Annotated in this window: 19 protein-coding genes and 2 tRNA genes; 2 read left to right on the top strand and 19 right to left on the bottom strand. The window is 70.3% G+C overall.

Going from position 1 to position 24,144, the window contains the following annotated elements:
- Positions 1-28 precede the first annotated feature (28 nt).
- The 12 genes from ACFYXU_RS10825 to ACFYXU_RS10880 all read right to left on the bottom strand — a co-directional run bounded on the left by ACFYXU_RS10825 (position 29) and on the right by ACFYXU_RS10880 (position 16,518).
- Positions 29-1,960, bottom strand: coding sequence for a TIGR03960 family B12-binding radical SAM protein (locus ACFYXU_RS10825; RefSeq protein ID WP_329855163.1), 1,932 nt, complete (start codon positions 1,958-1,960; stop codon positions 29-31).
- A gap of 52 nt (positions 1,961-2,012) precedes the next feature.
- Positions 2,013-3,527: a CHAD domain-containing protein gene (locus ACFYXU_RS10830; protein ID WP_389457351.1), complete on the bottom strand. Its 1,515-nt coding sequence runs from the start codon at positions 3,525-3,527 to the stop codon at positions 2,013-2,015.
- Positions 3,528-3,546: 19 nt separating this feature from the next.
- Complete coding sequence (rodA, locus tag ACFYXU_RS10835; RefSeq protein WP_361393584.1) at positions 3,547-4,746, bottom strand: rod shape-determining protein RodA; 1,200 nt, start codon at positions 4,744-4,746, stop codon at positions 3,547-3,549.
- Between the two features lie 13 nt (positions 4,747-4,759).
- Complete coding sequence (gene mrdA, locus ACFYXU_RS10840) at positions 4,760-6,991, bottom strand: penicillin-binding protein 2 (protein ID WP_376508080.1); 2,232 nt, start codon at positions 6,989-6,991, stop codon at positions 4,760-4,762.
- Between the two features lie 19 nt (positions 6,992-7,010).
- Positions 7,011-7,679, bottom strand: a complete 669-nt coding sequence (gene mreD / locus ACFYXU_RS10845; RefSeq protein ID WP_389457354.1) for a rod shape-determining protein MreD — start codon at positions 7,677-7,679, stop codon at positions 7,011-7,013.
- Positions 7,676-8,683 (bottom strand): rod shape-determining protein MreC, encoded by a 1,008-nt coding sequence (mreC, locus tag ACFYXU_RS10850; protein WP_361393581.1) that lies wholly within the window; start codon positions 8,681-8,683, stop codon positions 7,676-7,678. The genes mreD and mreC overlap by 4 nt, the downstream gene beginning before the upstream one ends.
- A 102-nt stretch (positions 8,684-8,785) precedes the next feature.
- Entirely contained in the window at positions 8,786-9,805 is a 1,020-nt protein-coding gene (locus tag ACFYXU_RS10855) for a rod shape-determining protein (protein WP_056640532.1), read from the bottom strand.
- 211 nt (positions 9,806-10,016) lie between these two features.
- Positions 10,017-10,430, bottom strand: coding sequence for a nucleoside-diphosphate kinase (gene ndk, locus ACFYXU_RS10860; RefSeq protein WP_352017594.1), 414 nt, complete (start codon positions 10,428-10,430; stop codon positions 10,017-10,019).
- A gap of 66 nt (positions 10,431-10,496) precedes the next feature.
- Positions 10,497-10,850, bottom strand: coding sequence for a DUF4233 domain-containing protein (locus ACFYXU_RS10865; RefSeq protein ID WP_329855156.1), 354 nt, complete (start codon positions 10,848-10,850; stop codon positions 10,497-10,499).
- A gap of 5 nt (positions 10,851-10,855) precedes the next feature.
- The gene (locus tag ACFYXU_RS10870) at positions 10,856-12,358 is read right to left on the bottom strand and encodes a bifunctional folylpolyglutamate synthase/dihydrofolate synthase (protein WP_389457356.1); all 1,503 of its coding nucleotides are present in this window, start codon (positions 12,356-12,358) and stop codon (positions 10,856-10,858) included.
- 120 nt (positions 12,359-12,478) lie between these two features.
- Positions 12,479-13,618 carry a sensor histidine kinase gene (locus tag ACFYXU_RS10875; RefSeq protein WP_376508082.1) on the bottom strand — a complete coding sequence of 380 codons (1,140 nt, stop codon included), beginning with the start codon at positions 13,616-13,618 and terminating at the stop codon, positions 12,479-12,481.
- Between the two features lie 272 nt (positions 13,619-13,890).
- Positions 13,891-16,518: a valine--tRNA ligase gene (locus ACFYXU_RS10880; protein ID WP_389407203.1), complete on the bottom strand. Its 2,628-nt coding sequence runs from the start codon at positions 16,516-16,518 to the stop codon at positions 13,891-13,893.
- A gap of 138 nt (positions 16,519-16,656) precedes the next feature.
- Here ACFYXU_RS10880 and ACFYXU_RS10885 point away from each other — a divergent pair, with 138 nt between their 5' ends.
- On the top strand, positions 16,657-17,625 hold the full coding sequence (locus ACFYXU_RS10885; protein WP_389457358.1) for a hypothetical protein: 969 nt from the start codon (positions 16,657-16,659) through the stop codon (positions 17,623-17,625).
- A gap of 69 nt (positions 17,626-17,694) precedes the next feature.
- On the opposite strand, the gene clpX is transcribed toward ACFYXU_RS10885, so the two are convergent.
- The 5 genes from clpX to ACFYXU_RS10910 all read right to left on the bottom strand — a co-directional run bounded on the left by clpX (position 17,695) and on the right by ACFYXU_RS10910 (position 22,343).
- The gene (gene clpX, locus ACFYXU_RS10890) at positions 17,695-18,978 is read right to left on the bottom strand and encodes an ATP-dependent Clp protease ATP-binding subunit ClpX (protein WP_015033605.1); all 1,284 of its coding nucleotides are present in this window, start codon (positions 18,976-18,978) and stop codon (positions 17,695-17,697) included.
- Between the two features lie 155 nt (positions 18,979-19,133).
- Positions 19,134-19,796 carry an ATP-dependent Clp protease proteolytic subunit gene (locus tag ACFYXU_RS10895; RefSeq protein WP_329855150.1) on the bottom strand — a complete coding sequence of 221 codons (663 nt, stop codon included), beginning with the start codon at positions 19,794-19,796 and terminating at the stop codon, positions 19,134-19,136.
- Between the two features lie 65 nt (positions 19,797-19,861).
- Positions 19,862-20,479, bottom strand: a complete 618-nt coding sequence (locus ACFYXU_RS10900; protein WP_361393574.1) for an ATP-dependent Clp protease proteolytic subunit — start codon at positions 20,477-20,479, stop codon at positions 19,862-19,864.
- A gap of 239 nt (positions 20,480-20,718) precedes the next feature.
- Positions 20,719-22,095: a trigger factor gene (gene tig / locus ACFYXU_RS10905; protein WP_389407201.1), complete on the bottom strand. Its 1,377-nt coding sequence runs from the start codon at positions 22,093-22,095 to the stop codon at positions 20,719-20,721.
- A 171-nt stretch (positions 22,096-22,266) separates the two neighbouring features.
- Positions 22,267-22,343 (bottom strand) — tRNA-Pro (locus tag ACFYXU_RS10910).
- A gap of 132 nt (positions 22,344-22,475) precedes the next feature.
- Between ACFYXU_RS10910 and ACFYXU_RS10915 the strand changes: the two genes are divergently transcribed.
- Positions 22,476-22,549, top strand: a tRNA-Gly gene (locus ACFYXU_RS10915).
- Between the two features lie 77 nt (positions 22,550-22,626).
- Here the strand turns inward: ACFYXU_RS10915 and ACFYXU_RS10920 are convergent.
- Both ACFYXU_RS10920 and ACFYXU_RS10925 read right to left on the bottom strand, forming a co-directional pair.
- Positions 22,627-22,821: a hypothetical protein gene (locus ACFYXU_RS10920; protein ID WP_015033610.1), complete on the bottom strand. Its 195-nt coding sequence runs from the start codon at positions 22,819-22,821 to the stop codon at positions 22,627-22,629.
- A gap of 155 nt (positions 22,822-22,976) precedes the next feature.
- Positions 22,977-24,122 carry a PP2C family protein-serine/threonine phosphatase gene (locus ACFYXU_RS10925; protein ID WP_376508087.1) on the bottom strand — a complete coding sequence of 382 codons (1,146 nt, stop codon included), beginning with the start codon at positions 24,120-24,122 and terminating at the stop codon, positions 22,977-22,979.
- Positions 24,123-24,144: the final 22 nt, after the last annotated feature.

Consider the following 24,144-nt stretch of genomic DNA (forward strand, 5'->3'; position numbering starts at 1 on the left):
TCCCCTTCGCCGGGCCGTCACTCAAGTGTTACTGGTTGACGACCGTCAGCGGCAGCAGCTTCTTGCCGGTGGGGCCGATCTGGATGTGCGTGTCCATCTGCGGGCAGACGCCGCAGTCGAAGCACGGGGTCCAGCGGCAGTCCTCGACCTCGGTCTCGTCGAGGGCGTCCTGCCAGTCCTCCCAGAGCCAGTCCTTGTCGAGGCCCGAGTCCAGGTGGTCCCAGGGCAGGACCTCCTCGTAGGTGCGCTCGCGGGTGGTGTACCAGGCGACGTCGACGCCGGTCCCGGGGAGGGTCTTGTCGGCGCAGGCCATCCAGCGGTCGTACGAGAAGTGCTCGCGCCAGCCGTCGAAGCGGCCGCCGTCCTCGTACACCGCGCGGATGACCGCGCCGAGGCGGCGGTCGCCGCGGGAGAGGAGGCCCTCGACGATGCCGGGCTTGCCGTCGTGGTAGCGGAAGCCGATCGAGCGGCCGTACTTCTTGTCGCCGCGGATCTTGTCCCGCAGCTTGCGCAGGCGCTCGTCCGTCTCCTCGGCCGACAGCTGCGGGGCCCACTGGAAGGGGGTGTGCGGCTTGGGGACGAAGCCGCCGATGGAGACGGTGCAACGGATGTCGTTCTGGCCGGAGACCTTGCGGCCCTCGGCGATCACGTTCATCGCCATGTCGGCGATCTGGAGGACGTCCTCGTCGGTCTCCGTCGGCAGGCCGCACATGAAGTACAGCTTCACCTGGCGCCAGCCGTTGCCGTAGGCCGTCGAGACCGTACGGATGAGGTCCTCCTCCGAGACCATCTTGTTGATGACCTTGCGCATGCGCTCGGAGCCGCCCTCGGGGGCGAAGGTGAGGCCGGAGCGGCGGCCGTTCCTCGTGAGCTCGTTCGCCAGGTCGACGTTGAACGCGTCGACGCGGGTCGAGGGGAGGGACAGGCCGACCTTGTCGTCGGTGTAGCGGTCCGCGAGGCCCTTCGCGATCTCACCGATCTCGGTGTGGTCGGCGGAGGACAGGGAGAGGAGGCCGACCTCCTCGAAGCCCGTCGCCTTGAGGCCCTTCTCGACCATCTCGCCGATGCCGGTGATGCTTCGCTCCCGCACGGGGCGCGTGATCATGCCGGCCTGGCAGAAGCGGCAGCCGCGGGTGCAGCCGCGGAAGATCTCGACGGACATGCGCTCGTGGACGGTCTCCGCGAGCGGGACGAGGGGCTGCTTGGGGTAGGGCCACTCGTCGAGGTCCATGACGGTGTGCTTGGACACGCGCCACGGGACGCCCGACTTGTTCGGGACGACACGGCCGATGCGGCCGTCCGGCAGGTACTCGACGTCGTAGAACGCCGGGATGTACACCGCGCCGGTCCGCGCGAGCCGGAAGAGGACCTCCTCGCGCCCGCCCGGGCGGCCCTCGGCCTTCCAGGCGCGGATGATCTCGGTCATGTCGAGGACGGCCTGCTCGCCGTCGCCGATGATCGCCGCGTCGATGAAGTCCGCGATCGGCTCGGGGTTGAAGGCGGCGTGGCCGCCGGCGAGCACGATCGGGTGGTCGACCGTCCGGTCCTTCGCCTCCAGCGGGATGCCCGCCAGGTCGAGTGCCGTGAGCATGTTGGTGTAGCCGAGCTCGGTGGAGAAGCTCAGGCCGAAGACGTCGAACGCGCCGACGGGGCGGTGGCTGTCGACCGTGAACTGGGGCACCTTGTGCTCGCGCATCAGCTCTTCGAGGTCCGGCCACACGCTGTAGGTGCGCTCGGCGAGGACGCCCTCGCGCTCGTTCAGCACCTCGTAGAGGATCATGACGCCCTGGTTGGGCAGACCGACCTCGTACGCGTCCGGGTACATCAGCGCCCAGCGGACGTCGGCGGACTCCCACGGCTTGACCGTGGAGTTCAGCTCTCCACCGACGTACTGAATCGGCTTCTGCACGTGCGGGAGCAGAGCTTCGAGCTGCGGGAAGACAGACTCGGCAGCAGACATCTCGAACCTTCGTGAGCTGGCAGGGGGGCGACTCTCAAGCGTACCCCGGTGCTCAGCGGCTCAGAGCCGCACGGAGACCCGGGGCCGAGGCCCGGGTCCAGACCCGGGGCAGCTCGCGCTCGGCCGCGGCGGCCACCGCCTCCTCGCGGCCGTACAGAAGTCCCCAGGTGAAGGCCGATTCGCCGACTCCGTGGGCCATGATCCCGAAGTCGCGGAGGGCGGCGCGGGCCACGACGGAGTCCTGGTGCTCGCCGAGGAGCGACTGGACGGCCTTCACTCGTTTCGCGAGCTTCCCGGCGGGCTTGCCGAGGACCGGGCGGGCCGCGTCGGCGGCGTAGCGGGTGCGCTTGGCGGCCTTGCGGGCGGCGTGCAGGGCGAGGTCGCGCTCGTGGCCGGGCGGAAGGGCGAGGGCGCGGTGGATCCGGCCGCCGAGGCGGTCGTGGTCGTCGCGCACGGCGCGGGCGAGGACCGCGTCGGCGTCGCGGCGGGCGGCCTTGCGCAGCGGCGGGTCGGCGAGGAGCGCGGCGAGGGCGTCGAGGAGGGTGAGGTACCGGTCGGAGTCGAGGGCGGCGAGGGCCTGGTGCCGGGCGTTCGCGGCGAGGGCGGCGTCGCGCCGGCGCAGCCGGGCCTTGACGGGGCCGAGGGTGAGGTCGGGCGGGAGCTCCTCGACGCGGGCGGTCAGCCGGGCGTCGAGCACCTCCTGGTCGCGGGCGACGCCGAGTTCGGCGGCGAGCCACTTCAGCTCGTCGCCGAGGGGGTCGGTGACGTCCCGGTCGAGGACCCTGCGGTAGCTCTTGAAGGCGCCGCGCGCCCTGCGGCACGCGACCCGGAGCTGGTGGACGGCGTCCGGCAGGTCGCGCCGGACGGCGGGGTCGAGCGCGACGATCGCCTCGGCCTGTTCGCGTACGTAGGCGAGGACGGCGGCGCCGGCGGTGCCGGGCTCGACCGGGGCGGGGGTGGCGGGCGGCTCGGCTCCGGTCTCCGCGAGGGCGCGGGCGAGCTTGGACGGCGCCGCGGAGGGGCGGATGCCGGCCTTGCCGAGGCGTTTTCCGACGGCGTCGAGGAGGGCGGGGTCGACGCCGTCGTCGAGTTCGACCTCGATCTCGGTCCAGGCGGCCGCCGCGCCGGCGGGCAGGCGTTCGGCGTGGACGGTGTCGACGGAGAGTTCGGCGAGGAGGGTGCCGTCGGCGGCGAGCAGGTGGCGGACGTCGCGGGCGGAGCGGAGCCGGACGACGGGGACGACCTCGGCGTGCCGGACCCGGGAGCGCAGCAGTTCCGCGAGCTCGCCGGGCAGGGTGTCGGCGATCGGGGCCCTGACCTCGTCGCGGACTCCGGCGGCGACGGGGAACTTCACGTGCCAGCCGGCGTCGCTCCCACCGGTGCGGCGGCGGAGGGTGACGCCGCCGGCGGCGAGCCGGAGGTCGGGGGTGTCGTAGTAGACGGCGTCGAGTTCCATGACGCCCCGGTCCACGACCTCCGAGACCCCGGAGACCCGGGTGAGGTCGGGCACCGGGGTGTCCTCGGTGGCTTCGTACTTCCGCTCGATCTCGCGCTTCGTCTCGGCCATGTGTCGAATCTAGCCGTCGTCAGGCGGTCATCGGGCGTTGTACGCGGATCGACTGGAGGAGTCCGATGGCCACCCACACGGCGAACATCGAGGAGCCTCCGTAGGAGACGAAGGGGAGCGGCAGTCCGGCGACGGGCATGATGCCGAGCGTCATGCCGATGTTCTCGAAGGCCTGGAAGGCGAACCAGGCGATGATGCCGGCGGCGACGATGGTGCCGTAGAGCTCGGTGGTCTCGCGGGCGATGCGGCAGGCGCGCCAGAGGATGACGCCGAGCAGGACGAGGATGAGTCCGGCGCCGACGAAGCCGAGCTCCTCGCCGGCGACCGTGAAGACGAAGTCGGTCTGCTGTTCGGGGACGAACTGGCCGGTCGTCTGGGAGCCCTTGAAGAGACCGGCGCCGAGGAGGCCGCCGGAGCCGATCGCGATGCGGGCCTGGTTGGTGTTGTAGCCGACGCCGGCGGGGTCGAGGTCGGGGTTGGCGAAGGCGGCGAAGCGGTTGATCTGGTACTCGTCGAGCATGCCGAGCGCGGTGACGAGGACCGCGCCGAGGACGCCCGCGCCGATGAGGCCGAGGACCCAGCGGTTGGAGGCGCCGGAGGCGAGGAGCACGCCGAGCACGATCACGGCCATGACCATGACGGAGCCGAGGTCGGGCATCAGCATGACGATGCCCATGGGGAGGGCGGCCAGGGTGAGGGCCTTGGCGACGGTGCGGTGGTCGGGGTGGAGCTGGTCGCCGGCGTCGACCTTGGCGGCGAGCAGCATCGCCATGATCAGGATGATCGTGATCTTGACGAACTCGCTGGGCTGGAGGGAGAAGCCGCCGCCGACGACGATCCACGCGTGGGCGCCGTTGATGGTGGCGCCGAGCGGGGTGAGGACGGCGAGGATCAGCACGATCGACAGGCCGTAGAGGATCGGCACCGCGCCGCGCAGGGTGCGGTGGCCGAGCCAGATCGTGCCGACCATCAGGGCGAGGCCGATGCCGGTGTTGAGGACGTGCCGGAAGAGGAAGTAGTACGGGTCGCCCTGGTTGAGCTCGGTGCGGCCGCGGGTGGCGGACCAGACGAGCAGGGAGCCGATCCCGGAGAGCGCGAGCGCCGAGAGCAGGATGGGCCAGTCGAGCCGGCGGAGCACCGAGTCGCGGGCGGCCAGCTTGGCGAGGGTGCCGCGCTCGGGTGCGTACCGGGAGACGGAGAAGCCGTGGGGTGCGGTCATGGGTCCCCTCCCCTTAATCGCGGTGGGCGGGCGGGCCCGCGAGGGTCGGGTCGTCGTCCGGCTTCTTCGCGGGGTCCGGGTCCGGCTGGGCCGGGTCGGCCGCTTCGACGGGCGCGTTCGGGTCGATCTTGCCGACCTCCGGGTCGTACGGCTTGATCTTCGGCGCGTCGATGGAGCCGTCGGCCTGGATCTTCGGGAGGGCCTTCTGCGGCTGCGGCAGCAGGGCCCGCTTGAGGTCCTGCTTGCCGGCGTCGTCGAGTCCGTAGAGCGCGTCGTAGATGTTGCGCACGGCGGGGCCGGAGGCGCCGGAGCCGGTACCACCCTGGGAGATCGTCATGACGATCGCGTAGTCCTTGGTGTACGTGGCGAACCAGGAGGTCGTCTGCTTGCCGTAGACCTCGGCGGTACCCGTCTTGGCGTGCATCGGGATCTTGTCCTGCGGCCAGCCGCCGAATCGCCAGGCGGCGGTGCCGCGGGTCGCGACTCCCGCGAGGGCCTCCTCTATCAACGAACGGGTCTGGGTCGTCATCGGGAGCTTGCCGTGGGACTCGGGCTTGATCTCGGTGACCTTCTTGCCGTCGGGGCTGATGATCGCCTTGCCGACGGTGGGGTTCCACAGGGTGCCGCCGTTGGCGATGGCGGCGTAGATGGTGGCCATCTGGATCGGGGTGACGAGGGTGTCGCCCTGCCCGATGGAGTAGTTGACGGAGTCACCGGCGCGCATCAGGTTGCCTTCGAGGCAGTTCTCGTAGGAGAGCTGCTGGACGTAGGTGCCGCCGCGCTTGCCGATCTTGCACCAGTAGTCCTTGTTGGCCGCCCAGAAGTCCTGCTTCCACTTGCGGTCCGGGACGCGGCCGGTGACCTCGTTGGGGAGGTCGATGCCGGTCTCGGCGCCGAGGCCGAACTGGTGGGCCGTCTTGTAGAACCAGTCCTTGGCGTCCTTCTTCGGCTTCATGCCCCCGTCCTTCAGCCACTGCTGGTGGGACAGGCCGTAGTAGACGGTGTCGCAGGAGACTTCCAGGGCCTGGCCGAGGGTGATGGAGCCGTGGCCCTGGGACTCGAAGTTCTTGAAGACCTGGCCGCCGATGGAGTACGACGCGGGGCACGGGTAGCGGCCGTTGAAGTCGTATCCGGCGTTGACGGCGGCGGTGGTCGGGATGACCTTGAAGATCGAGCCGGGGGCCGCCTGGCCCTGGATGGCCCGGTTGAGGAGCGGGAAGTTGGAGTCCTTGCCGGTCAGGGCGGCGTAGTCCTTGGCGGAGATGCCGCCGACCCAGGCGTTGGGGTCGTAGTCGGGCTGCGAGGCCATGGCGACGATGCGGCCGGTCTTGTTCTCCATGACGACGACGGCGCCGGCGTCGGCCTTGTAGTTCTCGCTGGTGTTCTTGTCGAAGGTCTTGCGGGCCTCGACCATCGCGTTGTGCAGCTCCCACTCGGCGACCGCCTGCACGCGGGCGTCGATGGAGGTGACGACGTTGGCGCCGGGCACGGCCGGGTCGCTCTTGGCCTGGCCGATGACGCGGCCGAGGTTGTCGACCTCGTAGCGGGTCACACCGGCCTTGCCGCGCAGTTCCTTGTCGTACGTGCGCTCGAGGCCGGAGCGGCCGACCTGGTCGGAGCGGAGGAACGGCGAGTCGGTGTCCTTGGCCTTCTCGATCTCGGCGTCGGTGACCGGCGAGAGGTAGCCGAGGACCTGCGAGGTGCGGGACTTGCCGGGGGCCGGGTAGCGGCGGACGGCCGTGGGCTCGGCGGTGACGCCCGGGAAGTCCTCGGCGCGCTCGCGGATCTGGAGGGCCTGCTGGGTGGTGGCCTCGTCGGTGACGGGGATCGGCTGGTAGGGCGAACCGTTCCAGCAGGGCTTGGGCGTCTTGGAGTCGCAGAGCCGGATCTTGTTGATGACGTCGTCGGGCTTCATGTCCAGGACGTCGGCGAGCCGGGTCAGGACGGCCCGGCCCCGGTCCTTCATCTTCATCAGCTCGGTGCGGGACGCGGAGACCACGAGCCGGGTCTCGTTGTCGGCGAGCGGGACGCCGCGGGCGTCGAGCAGCGAGCCGCGGACGGCGGGCTGCACGACCTGCTGGACGTGGTTGTTCTTCGCCTCGTCCGTGTACTCCTTGCCGTTGCGGATCTGGAGGTACCAGAGCCGTCCCCCCAGGGTGAGGAGCAGGGAGAAGACGAGGATCTGGATGACGACGAGCCGGATCTGGACCCGCGGGGTCCGCCCTGTCTCGGGAATGTTGCTCATGCTGCCGGTGCCCCCTCGGTCACAGTCGCTTGACTCCCTTGATGCGTCCGGCCCGTGAGGCGCGGCTCCGCGCGGCCTTCACGCGCAGGCCGCCGCGCTGGGCACCGATCCTGAGTCCGGTGCCGGAGGACAGCCAGCCGGAGGCCACGTCGACGCCGTTGCCGCCGCCGGCGTCGGCGACCGGGTCGTTCTCGGCGCGGCGGGCCAGCGCCATGATGAGCGGCACCGTGAACGGCGCGAGGAGCAGGTCGTACAGGGCCGCGGTGAACAGCAGGAAGCCGAGGCCGACATGGCGGGCGGCGGTGTCGCCGACCAGGGCGCCGACTCCCGCGTAGAGGAGCGTGGAGCCGACGGCCGCGGCGACGACGACGGCCATGGGCCCGGTCGCCGAGGTCAGCCGGCCGTTCTCGGGCCGCGCGAGCCCGACGAGGTAGCCGATGACGCAGAGCACGAGGGCGTAGCGGCCGGCGGCGTGGTCGGCGGGCGGGGCGAGGTCGGCGAGGAGGCCGGCGCTGAAGCCGACGAGGGCGCCGCTGACGGGTCCGTGGACGAGGGCGAGGCCCACCACGGTGAGGAGGACCAGGTCGGGGACGGCGCCGGGGAGCTGGAGGCGGGCGAGGACGGAGACCTGGACGACCAGGGCCACCACGATCAGTGTGGCGGAGAGGAGAATGCGGTTGAACTTCACGGTGTCACGCCCCCCTGCTGGTCCTGCTGCTGGTCCTGGCCCTGTGTCGTCCGGTCCTGATTCTGGCCCTGGTTCGTCGCGTTCGCCTGCTGTCCGTCCGGTGGCGGCGGTGTGACCGTGACGGTGACGGTCGGCGCCGGCTTGGGCTTCTGCGGGAGGACCGCGTCGCGGGGGTCGGAGCGGGGGGCCTGGACGACGACGCCGACGATGTCGAGCTTGGTGAAGCCGACGTACGGGCGGACGTAGATGTTGCGGGTCAGGCCGCCGCCCGAGGGGTCGACGCGGACGACCTCGCCGACGGGGACGCCGGGCACGAAGGGCTTGTCGGCGCGCGAGCCGAAGGTGACGAGCCGGTCGCCGGGCTTGACCTTGGCCTTGCCGTTGAGGAGCTGGACGAGGAGCGGGCTGTCACCCTGGCCCGTGGCGAAGCCCAGCTCGTCGCTCTTCTCCATCCGGGTGCCGACGGTGAAGTCGGGGTCGTTGGCGAGGAGGACCGTGGAGGTGGAGGGGCCGACGGTGGTGACGCGGCCGACGAGACCGGAGCCGTTGAGCACGGTCATGTCCCGCTTGATGCCGTCGCGGACGCCGACGTCGATGGTGACGGTCCAGGAGAAGCCCTGGGCCGCTCCTATGGCGATGACCTGGGCGCCCTTGATGCCGTACTGTCCGGCGCCGGCGGTCTTGAGCATGGTGTCGAGCTCGCGCAGCCGGTTGCGGTTGCGGTCGTCGCTGCCGAGCTTCGCCTTGAGCTCGGCGTTCTCCTTCTCCAGGGCGGCGATGCGGGTGTGCCGCTCGCCGGAGTCCCGTACCGCGCCTATGGCGTTGCCGACGGGGTCGACGGCGGCCGCGACACCGTTCTCGACCGGCCCGAAGACCGCGGCTGCGGCTTGCCGGGCACCGTCGACGGGTGACTCCTGGCCGCCGCGGATGTCCACCGTGATCAGTGCGAACGCGATGGCGATCAGCAGCACCAGGAGCAGCCGGCTCTCTCGTGTGTCCCTCACGTGCGGCGGCCGTGCCTTTCCTCGTGGTTCGGTTGTTCGGCTGTTCGGTTGAACGAGCGTCGCCGGGTCCGGTGGTTCGGCCGTTCGGCCGAACCCTCGTCGCTAGCGGCGCGGCTGGGCGTCCAGGACCTGCTGGAGCGCCTCGAACTCCTCCACGCACTTGCCGGAGCCGAGCGCCACCGAGTCCAGCGGGTCCTCGGCGATGTGGATCGGCATGCCGGTCTCGCGGCGGAGGCGCTCGTCGAGGCCGCGGAGCAGGGCGCCGCCACCCGTGAGAACGATGCCGCGGTCCATGACGTCACCGGAGAGCTCCGGCGGGCACTTGTCGAGGGTGGTCTTCACCGCGTCGACGATGGCGTTGACGGGCTCCTCGATGGCCTTGCGGACCTCGGCGGCGGAGATGACCACGGTCTTGGGCAGGCCCGAGACGAGGTCACGGCCGCGGATCTCGGTGTGCTCGTCGTTGTCGAGGTCGTACGCGGAGCCGATGGTGATCTTGATCTGCTCGGCGGTGCGCTCACCGAGGAGGAGCGAGTACTCCTTCTTGATGTGCTGGATGATCGCGTTGTCGAGCTCGTCGCCGGCCACCCGGATGGACTGTGCCGTGACGATTCCGCCGAGGGAGATGACCGCGACCTCGGTGGTGCCGCCGCCGATGTCGACGACCATGTTGCCGGTGGCCTCGTGGACGGGGAGGCCCGAGCCGATGGCCGCCGCCATGGGCTCCTCGATGATGTGCACCTGGCGGGCGCCGGCCTGGGTGGACGCCTCGATCACGGCGCGGCGCTCCACTCCGGTGATGCCGGAGGGCACGCAGACGACGACGCGGGGGCGGGCCAGGTAGCGGCGCTTGTGGATCTTGAGGATGAAGTAGCGGAGCATGCGCTCGGTGATCTCGAAGTCGGCGATCACGCCGTCCTTCAGCGGACGCACGGCGACGATGTTGCCGGGGGTCCGGCCGATCATCTTCTTCGCCTCGGCGCCGACCGCGAGGATGCCCCCGGTGTTGGTGTTGATGGCGACGACTGACGGCTCGTTCAGAACGATGCCTCGACCCCTGACGTACACCAGCGTGTTGGCGGTCCCGAGGTCGACAGCCATGTCACGGCCGATGAACGACATTGAGTTCCCCTTGATTTCCCATGGCTGAGAGTGGTGCGGCGTGGAGTTTTCCATCGTAGTGCCGCCCGCGCGAATGGCGCGCGCTGGTCCACCTCAGTACTGGTGACGGCAGGACGCGGCGATCCGTTCCCGGGATTGTCGTTCATATGCCTGGGGGCGACCGAATTCCTTCGGTCGCCCCATCAGGGTGCTGCGTTTGGCTGACGTCGCGTCAGACCAGACCCGGGAAGAAGATCTTCAGCTCACGGGCCGCGGACTCCTCCGAGTCGGAGGCGTGGATCAGGTTCTCCCGGACGATGGTGCCGAAGTCGCCCCGGATGGAGCCGGGCGCGGCGGCGATCGGGTCGGTCGGGCCGGCGAGCGTCCGCAGGCCCTCGATGACCCGCTCGCCGTCGACGACGAGGGCGACGACCGGACCGGACTGCATGAAGCCCATGAGCGGCTCGTAGAAGGGCTTGCCCTTGTGCTCGCCGTAGTGCTGCTCCAGGGTGTCCTGGTCCAGCTCGCGCAGCTCCAGGGCCGCGATGGTCCAGCCGGCCTTGCGCTCGATGCGGCCGATGATCTCGCCGATCAGACCACGGCGGACGGCGTCGGGCTTGAGCAGGACGAGCGATCGCTGGCTCACGGGGGAACTCCTTCGGAAAAACGGTGTGCGGGACCTCCGAGGCTACAGGGCCCGCACCCCCGTCGATTACGCAGCGTCAGGCCCTGCCGAGGCCTGTGCGGCCCAGCGCGCCTTCACCTCGTCGATGCGCCGTCCGTAGTGCACGGAGGCCCACCACAGGCCCGCGAAGACCGCGCCGAGGAAGAACATGGTGGGGACGAAGAAGCCGCTGAGGATCAGCCCGACCTGAAGGGCCCAGCCCAGCTGCACCCCGCCGGGCCGGGAGATCATCCCGCACAGCAGCACCGAGACGACCATGGCCACGCCGCACACCCACCACACGGTGGACGAGCTGAGGCTGTCGTCCTTCATGGCGACGAGCCCGGCGAAGCCGATCACGAAGAACTCGCCGATGAGGGTCGAGGAACAGAGCACACGCATCGGATTCAGCCCCTCCGCAGCAGCAGCCGGGCGTCGCCGACCGTGAAGATCGAACCGGTCACGAGGACCCCCGCGCCGCCGTACTCGGCCTCTTCCTCCGCGAGGGTGATGGCCGCCTCGATGGCGTCGGGCAGCCGCGGCTCGACGACCACCCGGTCCTCGCCGAAGACCTCGACCGCGAGCGCGGCGAGCGCGTCCACGTCGGTGGCCCGCGGGTTGGAGTTCGCGGTGATCACGACCTCCGCGAAGATCGGCTCGAAGGCCTCCAGGAGACCCTTGGCGTCCTTGTCCCCGCTCGTGGAGACCACGCCGATGAGACGGGAGAAGCCGAAGGCCTCGCTGACGCCCTCCGCCGTCGCCCGCGCGCCGTGCGGATTGTGCGCGGCGTCGAGGATGACCGTCGGCGACGAGCGGACGATCTCCAGCCGGCCCGGTGAGGCCACCTGGGCGAAGGCCCGGCGGACGGTGTCGAGGTCCAGGGTCCTGGCGTGCTCGGCGCCGATCCCGAAGAAGGCCTCGACCGCGGCGAGCGCCACCGCCGCGTTGTGCGCCTGGTAGGCGCCGTGCAGCGGCAGGAAGACGTTCTCGTACTCGCCGCCGAGGCCGCGCAGGGTGAGGAGCTGGCCGCCGACGGCGACCTCGCGGGCGGTGACACCGAACTCCATGCCCTCGCGAGCCACGGTCGCGTCCTTCTCGACCGCCTTCTTCAGCAGGACCTGGGCCGCGTCGACCGGCTGCTGGGCCAGGATGACGGTCGCGCCCTGCTTGATGATCCCGGACTTCTCGGTCGCGATCTCGCCGGTCGTCCCGCCGAGCCGGTCCGTGTGGTCGAGGTCGATGGGGGTGACGACGGCGACGGAGCCGTCGATGACGTTCGTCGCGTCCCAGGTGCCGCCCATGCCGACCTCGACGACGGCCGCGTCGACCGGGGCGTCCGCGAAGGCCGCGTACGCCATCCCGGTGAGGACCTCGAAGAAGGAGAGCCGGTACTCCTCCCGGGCGTCGACCATCTCCACGTACGGCTTGATGTCCTGGTACGTCTCGATGAACCGCTCGGCGGAGATCGGGGCGCCGTCCAGGCTGATCCGCTCGGTGATGGTCTGGACGTGCGGCGAGGTGTAGCGCCCGGTGCGCAGCTCGAAGGCGCCGAGCAGGGCCTCGATCATGCGTGCGGTCGACGTCTTGCCGTTGGTGCCGGTGATGTGGATCGAGGGGTACGCGCGCTGCGGCTCGCCGAGCACGTCCATCAGGGCCGCGATCCGGGTGACGGACGGCTCCAGCTTGGTCTCGCCCCACCGGGTGGACAGCTCGGTCTCGACCTCGCGCAGCGCCTTGTCCAGCTCGGGGTCCTCGGGGCGGCTGGGCACGGGGTCGCCCGGGGGCGGCCCGCCCTGCGTGCGCAGGGTACGGCTGCCTGCCTCGATCACCGCGAGGTCGGGGTCACGCTGGGTCTCGGTGTCGACGATGTCGTCGAACTGGTCGTCGCTCTGGTCGCTCGGCTCGCTCACGGGCCCAGTCTACGGAGCGGTGCCGACCGGGCAGGGGACCCACCCCTTTCGGGACGTCCGGCCCACCGTCCGCACCGGCGGCCCGACAAACGCGGCGATCATGGACAGGGGCCCGACCGCTCAGCGCTCCAGGCCCGTCGGGAGGAGGGCCGTCACCCGGTAGGCGCCGCCCTCCCGGCGGGCCCTCAGCGTGCCGCCCATGCTGGTGACCCGCTCCTCCATGGAGAACAGACCGGTGCCGGACGAGACGGGTGCCGGGTCGGGCGGGCTCCCGGGCAGCGGGTTGCCCACCTCGATCCGCAGGTCGGGGCCCTCCACCGTGATCGCGACGGTCACCGGGAGGCCGGGCGCGTGCTTGGCGGCGTTCGTGAGGCACTCCCGGACGACCCGGTGCACGGCGGCCTGCCGGAGCGGGGACAGCGCCTTGGCCTCCTCGGCGACGGCCAGGTCGACGGAGCTGCCCATCCGTTCGCCCTCCAGCGCGAGGGCGGCGAGACCTTCGAGCCCGGGGGTGGCGGCGTCCCGGTCGGCGCGGCGCACGATCGTCTCGTTGAGCATGAGGTGGGCCCGCCGGGCGGTGTCCGCGAGCTCCTCGAAGTCCTTCCGGTGGGCCTCGCCCCCGGCCCGGACGGCGAGGACCTCGGCGCGCACCGCGAGGACGGTGAGCTCGCGGCCGACCAGGTCGTGGACGTCCCGGCCGACGGAGATGCGCTCCTCCTGCACGGCCTGGCGGGCGGCGGCCTCGCGGCGCTGCGCCTCCAGGGCGCGGACGAGGTCCTGCCGGTACGCGGCGATGCCGACGCCCGCCGCGAGGACGCCGATCGGGACGACCAGGCTGAGGAAGTCGCTGAGCGTCTCGCCGTGCTTGGCGGGCCAGCCCGGCGTGAGGAAGAGGCCGTACGCGACGGCGACGTACAGCAGGGTCGCGGCGGTGGCGGAGCGGCGCCCCCGGAAGCGGCCGATCGAGTAGAGCGCGAACTGGATCATGGTCAGCTCGTGCAGCCAGCCCATCAGGGCGAGCGCCACCGCGTACGGCAGCCAGGGCAGCCGGCGGCGCAGCACGAGCGTGGCCGCTCCGGCGGCGAGGACCAGGGTCGCGGTGACCCCGGTGAGGGAGTTGTCGGCGCGGGCGAGCCCCGGCACGTCCAGGACCATCAGGCCGAAGGCGCTGAGCGCCGCGACGACGTCGAGCGCGCGGGGCGAGGCGGCCCACCGGTCCACGCGGCGGCGGAGCGCGGGGACGGTGGGGAGGCGGAGCATGCCCTCCATCATCCAGGGTCTTTCGTCCCGACGCCGAGGACCTGAAGTCCCGTCTGATGTGAGATCGGGCACTTCGTCCGGATTGACGCCCGGCGTGGAGGCGGGCGCACCGGGGGCGGGCCCAGGAAACGCCCGACGCGGAGGCGGGCGCACTGGGGGCGGGCCCGGGGAACGCCCGACGCGGAGGCGGGCGCACCGGGGGCGTGTCCCCGGGGACACGGGAAGGGGCCCGGAGACCCTGTACCGGTCTCCGGGCCCCTTCCTCGCGCGTCCTAGGCCTGCGGCAGGGCCGCCAGCTGGGACTGGATGCGGGCGATGTCCTCGTCCGCCTTGGCGAGGCGGCCCTTGATCTTGTCCACGACGTTGTCCGGGGCCTTGGCCAGGAAGGCCTCGTTCCCGAGCTTCGCCTCGGCCTGCGCCTTCTCCTTCTCCGCCGCCGCGAGGTCCTTCGCGAGGCGCTTGCGCTCGGCCTCGACGTCGATCGTGCCCGACAGGTCGAGCGCGACGGTGGCACCGGCGACCGGCAGGGTGGCGGTGGCCGCGAAGCCCTCGCCCTCCGGCTGGAGGCGCAGGATCTGACGGATGGCGGACTCGTGCGCGACGAGCGGAGTGCCGTCGAGCGTCAGGCGCGCGGGCACCTTCTGCGCGTCCTGGAGACCCTGCTCCTTGCGGAAGCGGCGGACCTCGGTGACGACCCGCTGGACCAGCTCGATCTCCTTCTCGGCGGCCTCGTCGCGGAAACCGGAGTCCTTCGGCCAGTCGGCGACGACGAGGGACTCGCCGCCGGTGAGCGTGGTCCACAGGGTGTCGGTGACGAACGGGACGATCGGGTGGAGCAGCCGCAGCATGACGTCCAGGACCTCGCCGAGGACCCGGCCGGAGACCTTGGCGCCCTCGCCGCCCGCGAAGAACGTGGTCTTCGACAGCTCGACGTACCAGGCGAAGACCTCGTCCCACGCGAAGTGGTAGAGCGACTCGCTCAGCTTGGCGAACTGGTAGTCCTCGTAGTACGCGTCGACCTGCGCGACCGTCTCGTTGAGGCGGGACAGGATCCAGCGGTCGGTCGCCGACATCGCGGAGGCGTCCGGCAGCGGGCCCTCGATCGTGGCGCCGTTCATCAGCGCGAAGCGGGTGGCGTTCCAGATCTTGTTGGCGAAGTTCCGGGAGGCCTTGACCCAGTCCTCGCCGATCGGGACGTCGGCGCCCGGGTTGGCACCGTTGGCCAGGGTGAAGCGGACGGCGTCGGAGCCGTACGCGTTCATCCAGTCCAGCGGGTCCACCGCGTTCGGGTTGGACTTCGACATCTTCTTGCCGAACTCGTCGCGGACGAGACCGGTCAGGGCGACGGTCTTGAACGGGACCTCGCCGTCCATCGCGTACAGGCCGAACATCATCATCCGGGCGACCCAGAAGAAGATGATGTCGTGGCCGGTGAGCAGGACGTCGGTCGAGTAGAACTTCGCCAGGTCCGGGGTCTTCTCCGGCCAGCCGAGCGTGGAGAACGGCCACAGGCCGGAGGAAAACCATGTGTCCAGGACGTCGGGGTCCTGCGTCCAGCCCTCCGCCTCGGTACCGGGCGGCTGCTCGTCGGGTCCGACGCAGACGACCTGGCCCTCGGGGCCGTACCAGATCGGGATGCGGTGGCCCCACCACAGCTGGCGCGAGATGCACCAGTCGTGCATGTTGTCGACCCAGTCGAAGTAGCGCTTGGAGAGCTCCTTCGGGTGGATCTCGACGGAGCCGTCACGGACGGCGTCGCCGGCGGCCTGTGCGAGGGGGCCGACCTTGACCCACCACTGCATCGACAGACGCGGCTCGACGGTCGTCTTGCAGCGCGAGCAGTGGCCCACCGAGTGCATGTACGGGCGCTTCTCGGCGACGATCCGGCCCTGCTCCTTGAGCGCGCCGACGATCGCCGAGCGGGCCTCGAAGCGGTCAAGGCCGAGGAAGGGGCCGTGGACCGTGATGACGCCGTGCTCGTCCATGACGGTGAGCGAGGGCAGCTCGTGGCGGCGGCCGATCTCGAAGTCGTTCGGGTCGTGCGCAGGGGTCACCTTGACGGCGCCCGTGCCGAACTCGGGGTCGACGTGGGTGTCGGCGACGACCGGGATCGTACGGTCGGTCAGCGGCAGCTTGATCTGCTTGCCGACCAGGTGCCGGTACCGCTCGTCGTCGGGGTGGACGGCGACGGCGGTGTCACCGAGCATCGTCTCGGCGCGGGTCGTCGCGACGACCAGGGAGTCGTCGCCCTCGCCGTACCGGATGGAGACGAGCTCGCCGGCGTCGTCCTGGTACTCGACCTCGATGTCGGAGATCGCCGTCAGACAGCGCGGGCACCAGTTGATGATGCGCTCGGCGCGGTAGATCAGCTCGTCCTCGTAGAGGTCCTTGAAGATCTTCTGGACGGCCTTGGAGAGGCCCTCGTCCATGGTGAAGCGCTCGCGCGACCAGTCGAGACCGGCGCCGAGACGGCGCAGCTGGCCGAGGATCCGGCCGCCGTACTCGTCCTTCCACTGCCAGACGCGCTCGACGAACTCGTCACGGCCCAGGTCGTGGCGGGACTTGCCCTCCTCGGCGAGCTGCTGCTCGACCTTGTTCTGGGTCGCGATGCCGGCGTGGTCCATGCCGGGGAGCCAGAGCGTCTCGAAGCCCTGCATGCGCTTGCGACGGGTCAGCGCGTCCATGAGCGTCACCTGGAAGGCGTGGCCCAGGTGAAGGGCGCCCGTGACGTTCGGCGGCGGGATGACGATGGTGTACGGCGGCTTCTCGCTCTTCGCGTCCGCCTCGAAGTACCCGCGCTCTACCCAGCGCTCGTACAGCGGCCCCTCTACCTCGGCCGGCGCGTACGTCGTCGGCAGTTCGGTGGTGGGCGCTGTCTGCTGCTGAGTGTTCTCGGTCACGGGGCCAGTTTAGGGGTGTCCCGCCACTGTCCCGAAACGCTTTGGTTCGGTAACGGTGTGGCCCCCGCCGCACTGCCCCGGCCGCGGTTCCGCCAGGATGTTCGGTAGGCATAAACATCCTGTGAGGGGAACCTGTCGATGAGCTACAACCAGCCGGGCCCGTACGGCGGCCAGCAGCCCGGTCCCTACGGCCAGCCGGGCCCGTACGGCCAGCAGCCGCAGCAGCCGGGGCCGTACGGTCAGCCGCAGGCTCCGCAGCCCGGCTACGGATACCCCCAGCAGGCCCCGCAGGGCGTTCCGCCGCAGCAGCCCCCCTACGGCTACCCGCAGCAGCCCCAGCAGCCCGGCCCGTACGGCCAGCAGCCGCAGTACGGCGCCCCGCAGGGCCCCGGCGGCTACGTCCCCCACCCGCCGGCCCCGAAGAAGTCCAAGGCCGGCTGGATCATCGCCGCGGTCGCGGTGGTCGCGGCGATCGGCGTGGGCGCGTACTTCGTGATCGGCGGGGGCGGCGGGAACGGCGCCGTCGCCGACGACACCAAGGGGTACAAGATCACCCCGGCGGCCACGATCGGTGAGTACAAGAAGGAGGGCACCGACAAGAGCGGCGAGCTGAGCGACGAGCAGAAGGTCGCCGCCGCCGCCATGGGGATCAAGAACGCGAAGCAGGCCCAGGCCTCGTACAAGTCCGGTGGCTCGACCGACCCCCTCAAGGGCAAGAACATGAGCCTGAACGGGATGTGGGGCGAGGTCTCCGATCCCGAGAAGGCGATCGACGCCGCGTTCGCGAACTACGGCAAGAGCCAGGGCGGCAAGTCCCAGGACCTCAAGGTGACGCTGGTCGGCAACCCGGAGAGCAAGACGCCCTCCGGGTTCGAGGGCGCGCTGATGAAGTGCCAGAACGTCATGCTCGAGAGCACCAAGGAGACGACGACCCCGGGCCCGAAGTCGTTCACGGTGCCCACGTGCATCTGGGCCGACTACAGCACCGTGGGCGTCGTCAACGCGCTCGACCCGTCGACGATGCTGACCGGCGGCCAGGGCTTCACCCTGGACCAGGTGGCCGACCTGACGGCCCAGCACTACAAGGCGTCCCGCAGCAAGGCGTGACCCCGCTCGGGCGGACATGGTGATGCCCGGCCGGTTCCTCGAACCGGCCGGGCATCACCGCGTCACGGCTCAGGCCGACTTCTCGTGCCTGCCGTCGTTCTTCACGATCCGCGGGACCAGCGTCGGGTTGACGTTGTTGCGGACGACGTCGGCCGTGATGACCACGCGGGCCACGTCCTTGCGGGACGGGACCTCGTACATGACCGACTGGAGGACCTCCTCCATGATGGCGCGCAGGCCGCGCGCGCCGGTGCCGCGGAGGATCGCCTGGTCGGCGATGGCCTCCAGGGCCGGGCGGTCGAAGTCCAGCTCCACACCGTCGAGTTCGAAGAGGCGCTGGTACTGCTTCACCAGCGCGTTGCGCGGCTCGACCAGGATCTGGAGGAGCGCCTCGCGGTCCAGGTTGTGGACGGAGGTCAGGACGGGGAGACGGCCGATGAACTCGGGGATCATCCCGAACTTCACCAGGTCCTCCGGCATGACCTCCTGGAACTGGTCGCTCGCCTCGATCTCGCGCTTGGAGCGGATGGTCGCCCCGAAGCCGATGCCCTTGGCGCCCGCCCGCGACTCGATGATCTTCTCCAGGCCGGCGAAGGCGCCGCCCACGATGAAGAGCACGTTCGTCGTGTCGATCTGGATGAACTCCTGGTGCGGGTGCTTCCGCCCGCCCTGGGGCGGGACGGAGGCCGTGGTGCCTTCCAGGATCTTCAGGAGGGCCTGCTGCACGCCCTCGCCGCTCACGTCGCGCGTGATCGACGGGTTTTCGCTCTTACGGGCGACCTTGTCGATCTCGTCGATGTAGATGATCCCCGTCTCGGCCTTCTTGACGTCGTAGTCGGCCGCCTGGATCAGCTTGAGCAGGATGTTCTCGACGTCCTCGCCGACATAGCCGGCCTCCGTCAGCGCCGTCGCGTCGGCGATGGCGAACGGGACGTTGAGCATGCGGGCCAGGGTCTGCGCGAGCAGCGTCTTCCCGGAGCCCGTGGGGCCGAGCAGCAGAATGTTGGACTTCGCCAGTTCGATGGCGTCGTCACGGCCCTGCGCGCCGCCGTTCTCGCCGGCCTGGACGCGCTTGTAGTGGTTGTACACCGCGACCGAGAGGGCCTTCTTCGCGGGCTCCTGCCCGACGACGTACCCCTCGAGGAACTCGTAGATCTCGCGGGGCTTGGGGAGTTCCTCCCACCGCACCTCGCTCGTCTCCGCGAGTTCTTCCTCGATGATCTCGTTGCAGAGGTCGATGCACTCGTCGCAGATGTACACACCGGGTCCCGCGATGAGCTTCTTCACCTGCTTCTGGCTCTTTCCGCAGAACGAGCACTTGAGCAGGTCGCCGCCATCACCGATGCGTGCCACGAGGTGCTTCCCCTTCGCCTGGGAGCGCCTGGTTCAGCGACTCCTGTGCCTCATATTCGACGGTACCTTGCCGGGCCCCCCGTTCGGGCCCCCCTTGGCACGGTTCGCATGGTCGCGATTCGGCCACACGGGCCGTGCCAGGGGAAGGTCGGACGTCAGCGCTCGGCGGAGGCCGTGCTCTTACGGGTCGAGACGATCTGGTCGACGAGCCCGTACGCCAGGGCGTCCTCGGCCGTCAGGATCTTGTCGCGCTCGATGTCGTCGCGGATCTTCTCGATCGGCGTCGAGGAGTGCTTCGCCAGCATCTCCTCCAGCTGGCTGCGCATGCGCAGGATCTCGTTGGCCGCGATCTCCAGGTCGGAGAGCTGCTCACGGCCGGTGCCGCCGGAGGGCTGGTGGATCAGCACGCGGGCGTTCGGCAGGGCCATCCGCTTGCCGGGGGTGCCGGCGGCGAGCAGCACGGCCGCGGCGGAGGCCGCCTGGCCCATGCAGACCGTCTGGATGTCCGGCTTCACGAACTGCATCGTGTCGTAGATGGCCGTGAGGGCGGTGAAGGAGCCGCCCGGGCTGTTGATGTAGATGGAGATGTCGCGGTCCGGGTCCATCGACTCCAGGCACAGCAGCTGCGCCATGACGTCGTTGGCGGAGGCGTCGTCGATCTGCACGCCGAGGAAGATCACGCGCTCCTCGAAGAGCTTCGCGTACGGGTCGTACTCGCGCACGCCCTGCGAGGTGCGCTCCACGAAGCGCGGCACGACGTAGCGGTTGTCCATCGGCGCGCCCGTGTAGAGGCCGCTCGGAGAGAGGTTGTTGTGCATCTGGCGGTTCACCGTCCTGGTGGCGTTCGGCGGGGGGCTGGGGCTCTTCGGGGGGCTGCCGGCGCTCAGGCGCCCGTGCCGCCGCCGCCCGGAACACCCGCGGCGTGCGTGATGATGTCGTCGATGAGGCCGTAGGTCTTGGCCTCGTCCGCGGTGAACCAGCGGTCGCGGTCGCCGTCGCGGATGATCGCCTCGACGGTCTGGCCGGAGTGGTGCGCGGTGATCTCGGCCATGCGCTTCTTCGTGCGCAGGAGGTACTCGGCCTGGATCTTGATGTCGGAGGCGGTGCCGCCGATGCCGGCGGAGCCCTGGTGCATCAGGATGTCGGTGTTCGGCAGCGCGAAGCGCTTGCCGGGGGTGCCGGCGGTGAGCAGGAACTGGCCCATGGAGGCCGCCATGCCCATACCGATGGTGACGACGTCGTTCGGGATGAACTGCATGGTGTCGTAGACCGCCATGCCGGCCGTCACCGAGCCGCCGGGGCTGTTGATGTACAGGAAGATGTCCTTCTCCGGCTCCGCGGCCAGGAGGAGCATCTGCGCGGTGATCTTGTTGGCGATGTCGTCGTCGACCTGCTGGCCGAGGAAGATGATGCGCTCGCCGAGCAGCCGGTTGTAGACATGGTCGCCGAGGCCGCCACCGATGGACGGCTCACCCGCGGCGTAAGGCTTCAGATTCGTCACGTATCCACCTGCTCGTCTCCGACGGCGCCAAGCCGTCTCAGCGTCTTGTTCAGAGGGCAGTGCCCTCGTATTCATGGACCCTAACGCGCAGGTCGGACAACGCCATCCCGGTTCCCGAACTGTTCGCTGGGAGCGCAAGGTAGTTGGGGGCGTGTAAGCCGCCCCCGGTACGTCCACGGGCCCGTACGCACAGCAGTGCGTACGGGCCCGTGGAGCGGGGTCCGCCGGGGCGGGTGCCCTTACTTGTCCTCGGAGACCTCGGACTCGCCGGCGACGGCCTCGGTGGCCTCGGTGGCCTCGTCCTCGTCGTCGGAGAGGTCGACGACCTCGCCGTTGGTGTCCTTGACCGTGGCGGCCTCGACGACGACCGCGAGGGCCTTGCCGCGGGCGACCTCGCCGACGAGCATCGGGACCTGGCCCTGCTGGGCGACGGCCTGGGCGAACTGGTCGGGGCTCATGCCGGAGGAGGCGGCACGGCGGAACAGGTGCTCGGTGAGCTCCTCGCGGGAGACGTCGAGCTTCTCCTTGTTGACGAGCTCATCGAGGATGAACTGCGTCTTGATGCCCTTCTCGGCCTGCTCCTTGGTCTCGGCCAGGAACTCGTCCTCGGTCTTGCCCTGGATCTCCAGGTACTTCTCGAGGTCGAGGCCCATCTGGCCGAGCTGGTGGTGCTCCAGGTTGTGCTTGCGGGTGTTGATCTCGTCCTCGAGAAGCTTCTCGGGCATCGGGACCTCGACCAGCTTGAGGAGCTCGTCGAGGACGCGCTCCTGGGCCTGGGTGGCCTGGTCGAACTGCTTCATGTTCTCGAGGCGCTTGCGGCTGTCGGCCTTGAGCTCGTCGAGGGTGTCGAACTCCGAGGCCAGCTGCGCGAACTCGTCGTCGAGCTCGGGGAGCTCACGGGCGGCGACGGTGGTGACCTTGACGGTGACCTCCGCGTCCTTGCCCTCGGCGGAGCCGCCCTTCAGCTGCGAGGTGAAGGTGGCCTCGCCACCGGCCTCCAGGCCCTTGACGGCCTCGTCGATGCCGTCGAGGAGCTCGCCGGAACCGATGGTGTACGAGACGTCGCTGGCGACACCGTCGGGCAGCACCTCGCCGTCGACCTTGGCCTCCAGGTCGAGGGTGACGACGTCGCCGTCCTGGGCGGCGCGCTCGACCGGGGAGGTCGAGGCGAAGCGCTCGCGGAGCTGCTCCACGGACTTCTCGACGTCCTCGTCGGTGACCTCGACCGCGTCGACGGTGACCTCGATGCCGGAGTAGTCCGGGATCTCGAGGGCCGGGCGGATGTCGACCTCGGCGGTGAAGGCCAGCAGCTCGCCGTCCTTCAGCTCGGTGATGTCGACCTCGGGCTGGCCGAGCGGGTTGACGTCGGCCTCGTTGACGGCCTCGGTGTAGAACTTCGGGAGCGCGTCGTTGACGGCCTCTTCCAGCACGGCGCCGCGGCCGAACCGCTGGTCGATCACGCGAGCCGGGATCTTGCCCTTACGGAAGCCCTTGACCGTGACCTGCTGGTTGATCTTCTTGTACGCCGCGTCGAGGCTGTCCTTGAGCTCCTCGAAGGGCACCTCGACAGTGAGCCGAACCCGGGTCGGGTTCAGGGTCTCCACGGCGCTCTTCACGGTTCGGTCTCCTTGTGGCTGATTCCTGGAATCCACCGGCGCCGCGTGTGGCGGTTCCGGTGGCTCGGCCCGGTCAGAAAGACACACGGGCACGCAGCTTGCATAGTAACCGCAAGCGGGATGACGCCCACAACGTGATCAAGAACGCGCGAGGTGGGCGCGTGATCGTCATGGTCGGGGTGGCGGGATTTGAACCCACGGCCTTCCGCTCCCAAAGCGGACGCGCTACCAAGCTGCGCCACACCCCGTCGGTGCGACACGTAGGGTACATGGACGGAGACTGTGCGGCGCCCCCTGTTTTCCGGGTGTGCGCGAAGGGCCCCCGACCGGCTACCATGCTCCTCGTGCCGCGGTCCTCGTGACCTGCGGCGCGACGCTGTGCGGGTGTAGCTCAATGGTAGAGCACTAGTCTTCCAAACTAGCTACGCGGGTTCGATTCCCGTCACCCGCTCCACGACGTCGGGGCCGGTCCGGAGAATCCCTCTCCGGACCGGCCCTGACGCGTTTCCCGCCCAGCACTCGACGTCCCGCTCAGAACTTGATGGACGCCACCGTCTGCGTTATCGAGTCCAGGAAGCGCTGGATGTCGTCGGCCATGCCGGTGGAGGCGAGGAAGAAGCCGAAGAGGACCGCGACCACGGCCGGGCCGCCCTTGAGGTTCCCCCCTCGGATCAGCACCACCAGGATGATTGCCAACAGCAACACCACAGACAGTGAAATGGCCACAACTGATCACACCCTCGGTCGGTCCCGCCTTGCCCACCAGGGAGCCCTGTCTCGGAACACCCCCCGCTGCCTCCATCGTGCCATCAACCCCCCTGCCCTCGCTGCCGGGTGACGAATCGTCGTGGAGAAGATCACCTCGGGCCGGGGCGGTCCGGTCAGGCGGGGCGCGAGAGGAGCAGCAGGGCCCGGTCGTCGTTGACGTCCTTGGCGACGGCCTCGATCAGGTGCCAGGCGGTGCCCTCGAAGCCGGCGGCGACGCAGCGGTCGGCCTCGCCGGTGAGGCGGTCGATGCCCTCGGCGATGTCCCGGTCGGCGGCCTCGACGAGACCGTCGGTGAAGAGCATGAGGACGTCGCCGGGGCGCAGGGAGCCCTTGACCGGGTGGAACTCGGCGCCGTCGTAGACGCCCAGGAGGGGGCCCTCGGCGGCCTTCTCCTCCCAGCGTCCGCTGCCCGCGTGGAGCTGGAGGGCGGGGAGGTGGCCGGCCGAGAAGAGCTCGTAGTCGCCGGACTCCAGGTCGAGGACGAGGTGGATGGAGGTGGCGAAGCCCTCGTCCCAGTTCTGCCGGAGGAGATAGCCGTTGGCCGCCGGGAGGAAGCCGTGCGGCGGGAGCGAGCCGAGGAGCCCGCCGAACGCGCCGGAGAGCAGCAGGGAGCGGGAGGCCGCGTCCATGCCCTTGCCGGAGACGTCGGTGAGGACGACCTCCAGGGTCCGTCCGCCGTGGGTGCGGGCGGCGACGACGAAGTCGCCCGAGAAGGACTGTCCGCCGGCCGGGCGCAGGGCCATCTCGCGGTGCCAGCCCTGTGGGAGCCGGGGCAGGGCGCTCTGGACGCGGATGCGTTCGCGGAGGTCGAAGAGCATGGTGCCGCCACGCCGCCAGGGCACGCCGACCCGGGCGCGGAACTGGGCGATGAGCAGGCCGAAGAGCCCGCAGGCGGCGACGACCAGGACGGTGCCGGGGGTGACCCTGGCCGGGCCCTGGGTGTAGGGGCCGAGGACGACGGACTCCACGATGAGGGCGCCCGCGGCCGCCGCGTACAGCCCGAGGAGGCTGGCGGGGCGCAGCAGCAGGCCGCCGGCCACGATCGGCAGGACCAGCACGGCGGGCGCGCACCAGACGGGGTCGAGGAGGGTCCCGCAGGCGATGGCGGGGATCATCAGGAGGAGTCCCGCGAAGGCGAGCCAGTCGGCGCCGTCGCCGCGGAAGTAGTCGACGGCGGATCGGCGCAGCACGACGCGGGCCCGGCGCACGCGCCTGCGTGTCCGGGCCGCGTACGTGTGCACACCGGCGCGCTGTCCCATTGGCCTGGACCCTATCCATCTC

Origin of the sequence: Streptomyces sp. NPDC002232 (assembly GCF_042890295.1) — a bacterium.
Taxonomy (GTDB): domain Bacteria; phylum Actinomycetota; class Actinomycetes; order Streptomycetales; family Streptomycetaceae; genus Streptomyces.

Bases quoted from the DNA above. Each gene is read 5' to 3' on its own strand.
- ACFYXU_RS10825 (WP_329855163.1), bottom strand. From the start codon at position 1,960: ATGTCTGCTGCCGAGTCTGTCTTCCCGCAGCTCGAAGCTCTGCTCCCG.
- ACFYXU_RS10830 (WP_389457351.1), bottom strand. From the start codon at position 3,527: ATGGCCGAGACGAAGCGCGAGATCGAGCGGAAGTACGAAGCCACCGAG.
- rodA (WP_361393584.1), bottom strand. From the start codon at position 4,746: ATGACCGCACCCCACGGCTTCTCCGTCTCCCGGTACGCACCCGAGCGC.
- mrdA (WP_376508080.1), bottom strand. From the start codon at position 6,991: ATGAGCAACATTCCCGAGACAGGGCGGACCCCGCGGGTCCAGATCCGG.
- ACFYXU_RS10855 (WP_056640532.1), bottom strand. From the start codon at position 9,805: ATGTCGTTCATCGGCCGTGACATGGCTGTCGACCTCGGGACCGCCAAC.
- ACFYXU_RS10865 (WP_329855156.1), bottom strand. From the start codon at position 10,850: ATGCGTGTGCTCTGTTCCTCGACCCTCATCGGCGAGTTCTTCGTGATC.
- ACFYXU_RS10875 (WP_376508082.1), bottom strand. From the start codon at position 13,618: ATGCTCCGCCTCCCCACCGTCCCCGCGCTCCGCCGCCGCGTGGACCGG.
- ACFYXU_RS10885 (WP_389457358.1), top strand. From the start codon at position 16,657: ATGAGCTACAACCAGCCGGGCCCGTACGGCGGCCAGCAGCCCGGTCCC.
- ACFYXU_RS10895 (WP_329855150.1), bottom strand. From the start codon at position 19,796: ATGCACAACAACCTCTCTCCGAGCGGCCTCTACACGGGCGCGCCGATG.
- ACFYXU_RS10925 (WP_376508087.1), bottom strand. From the start codon at position 24,122: ATGGGACAGCGCGCCGGTGTGCACACGTACGCGGCCCGGACACGCAGG.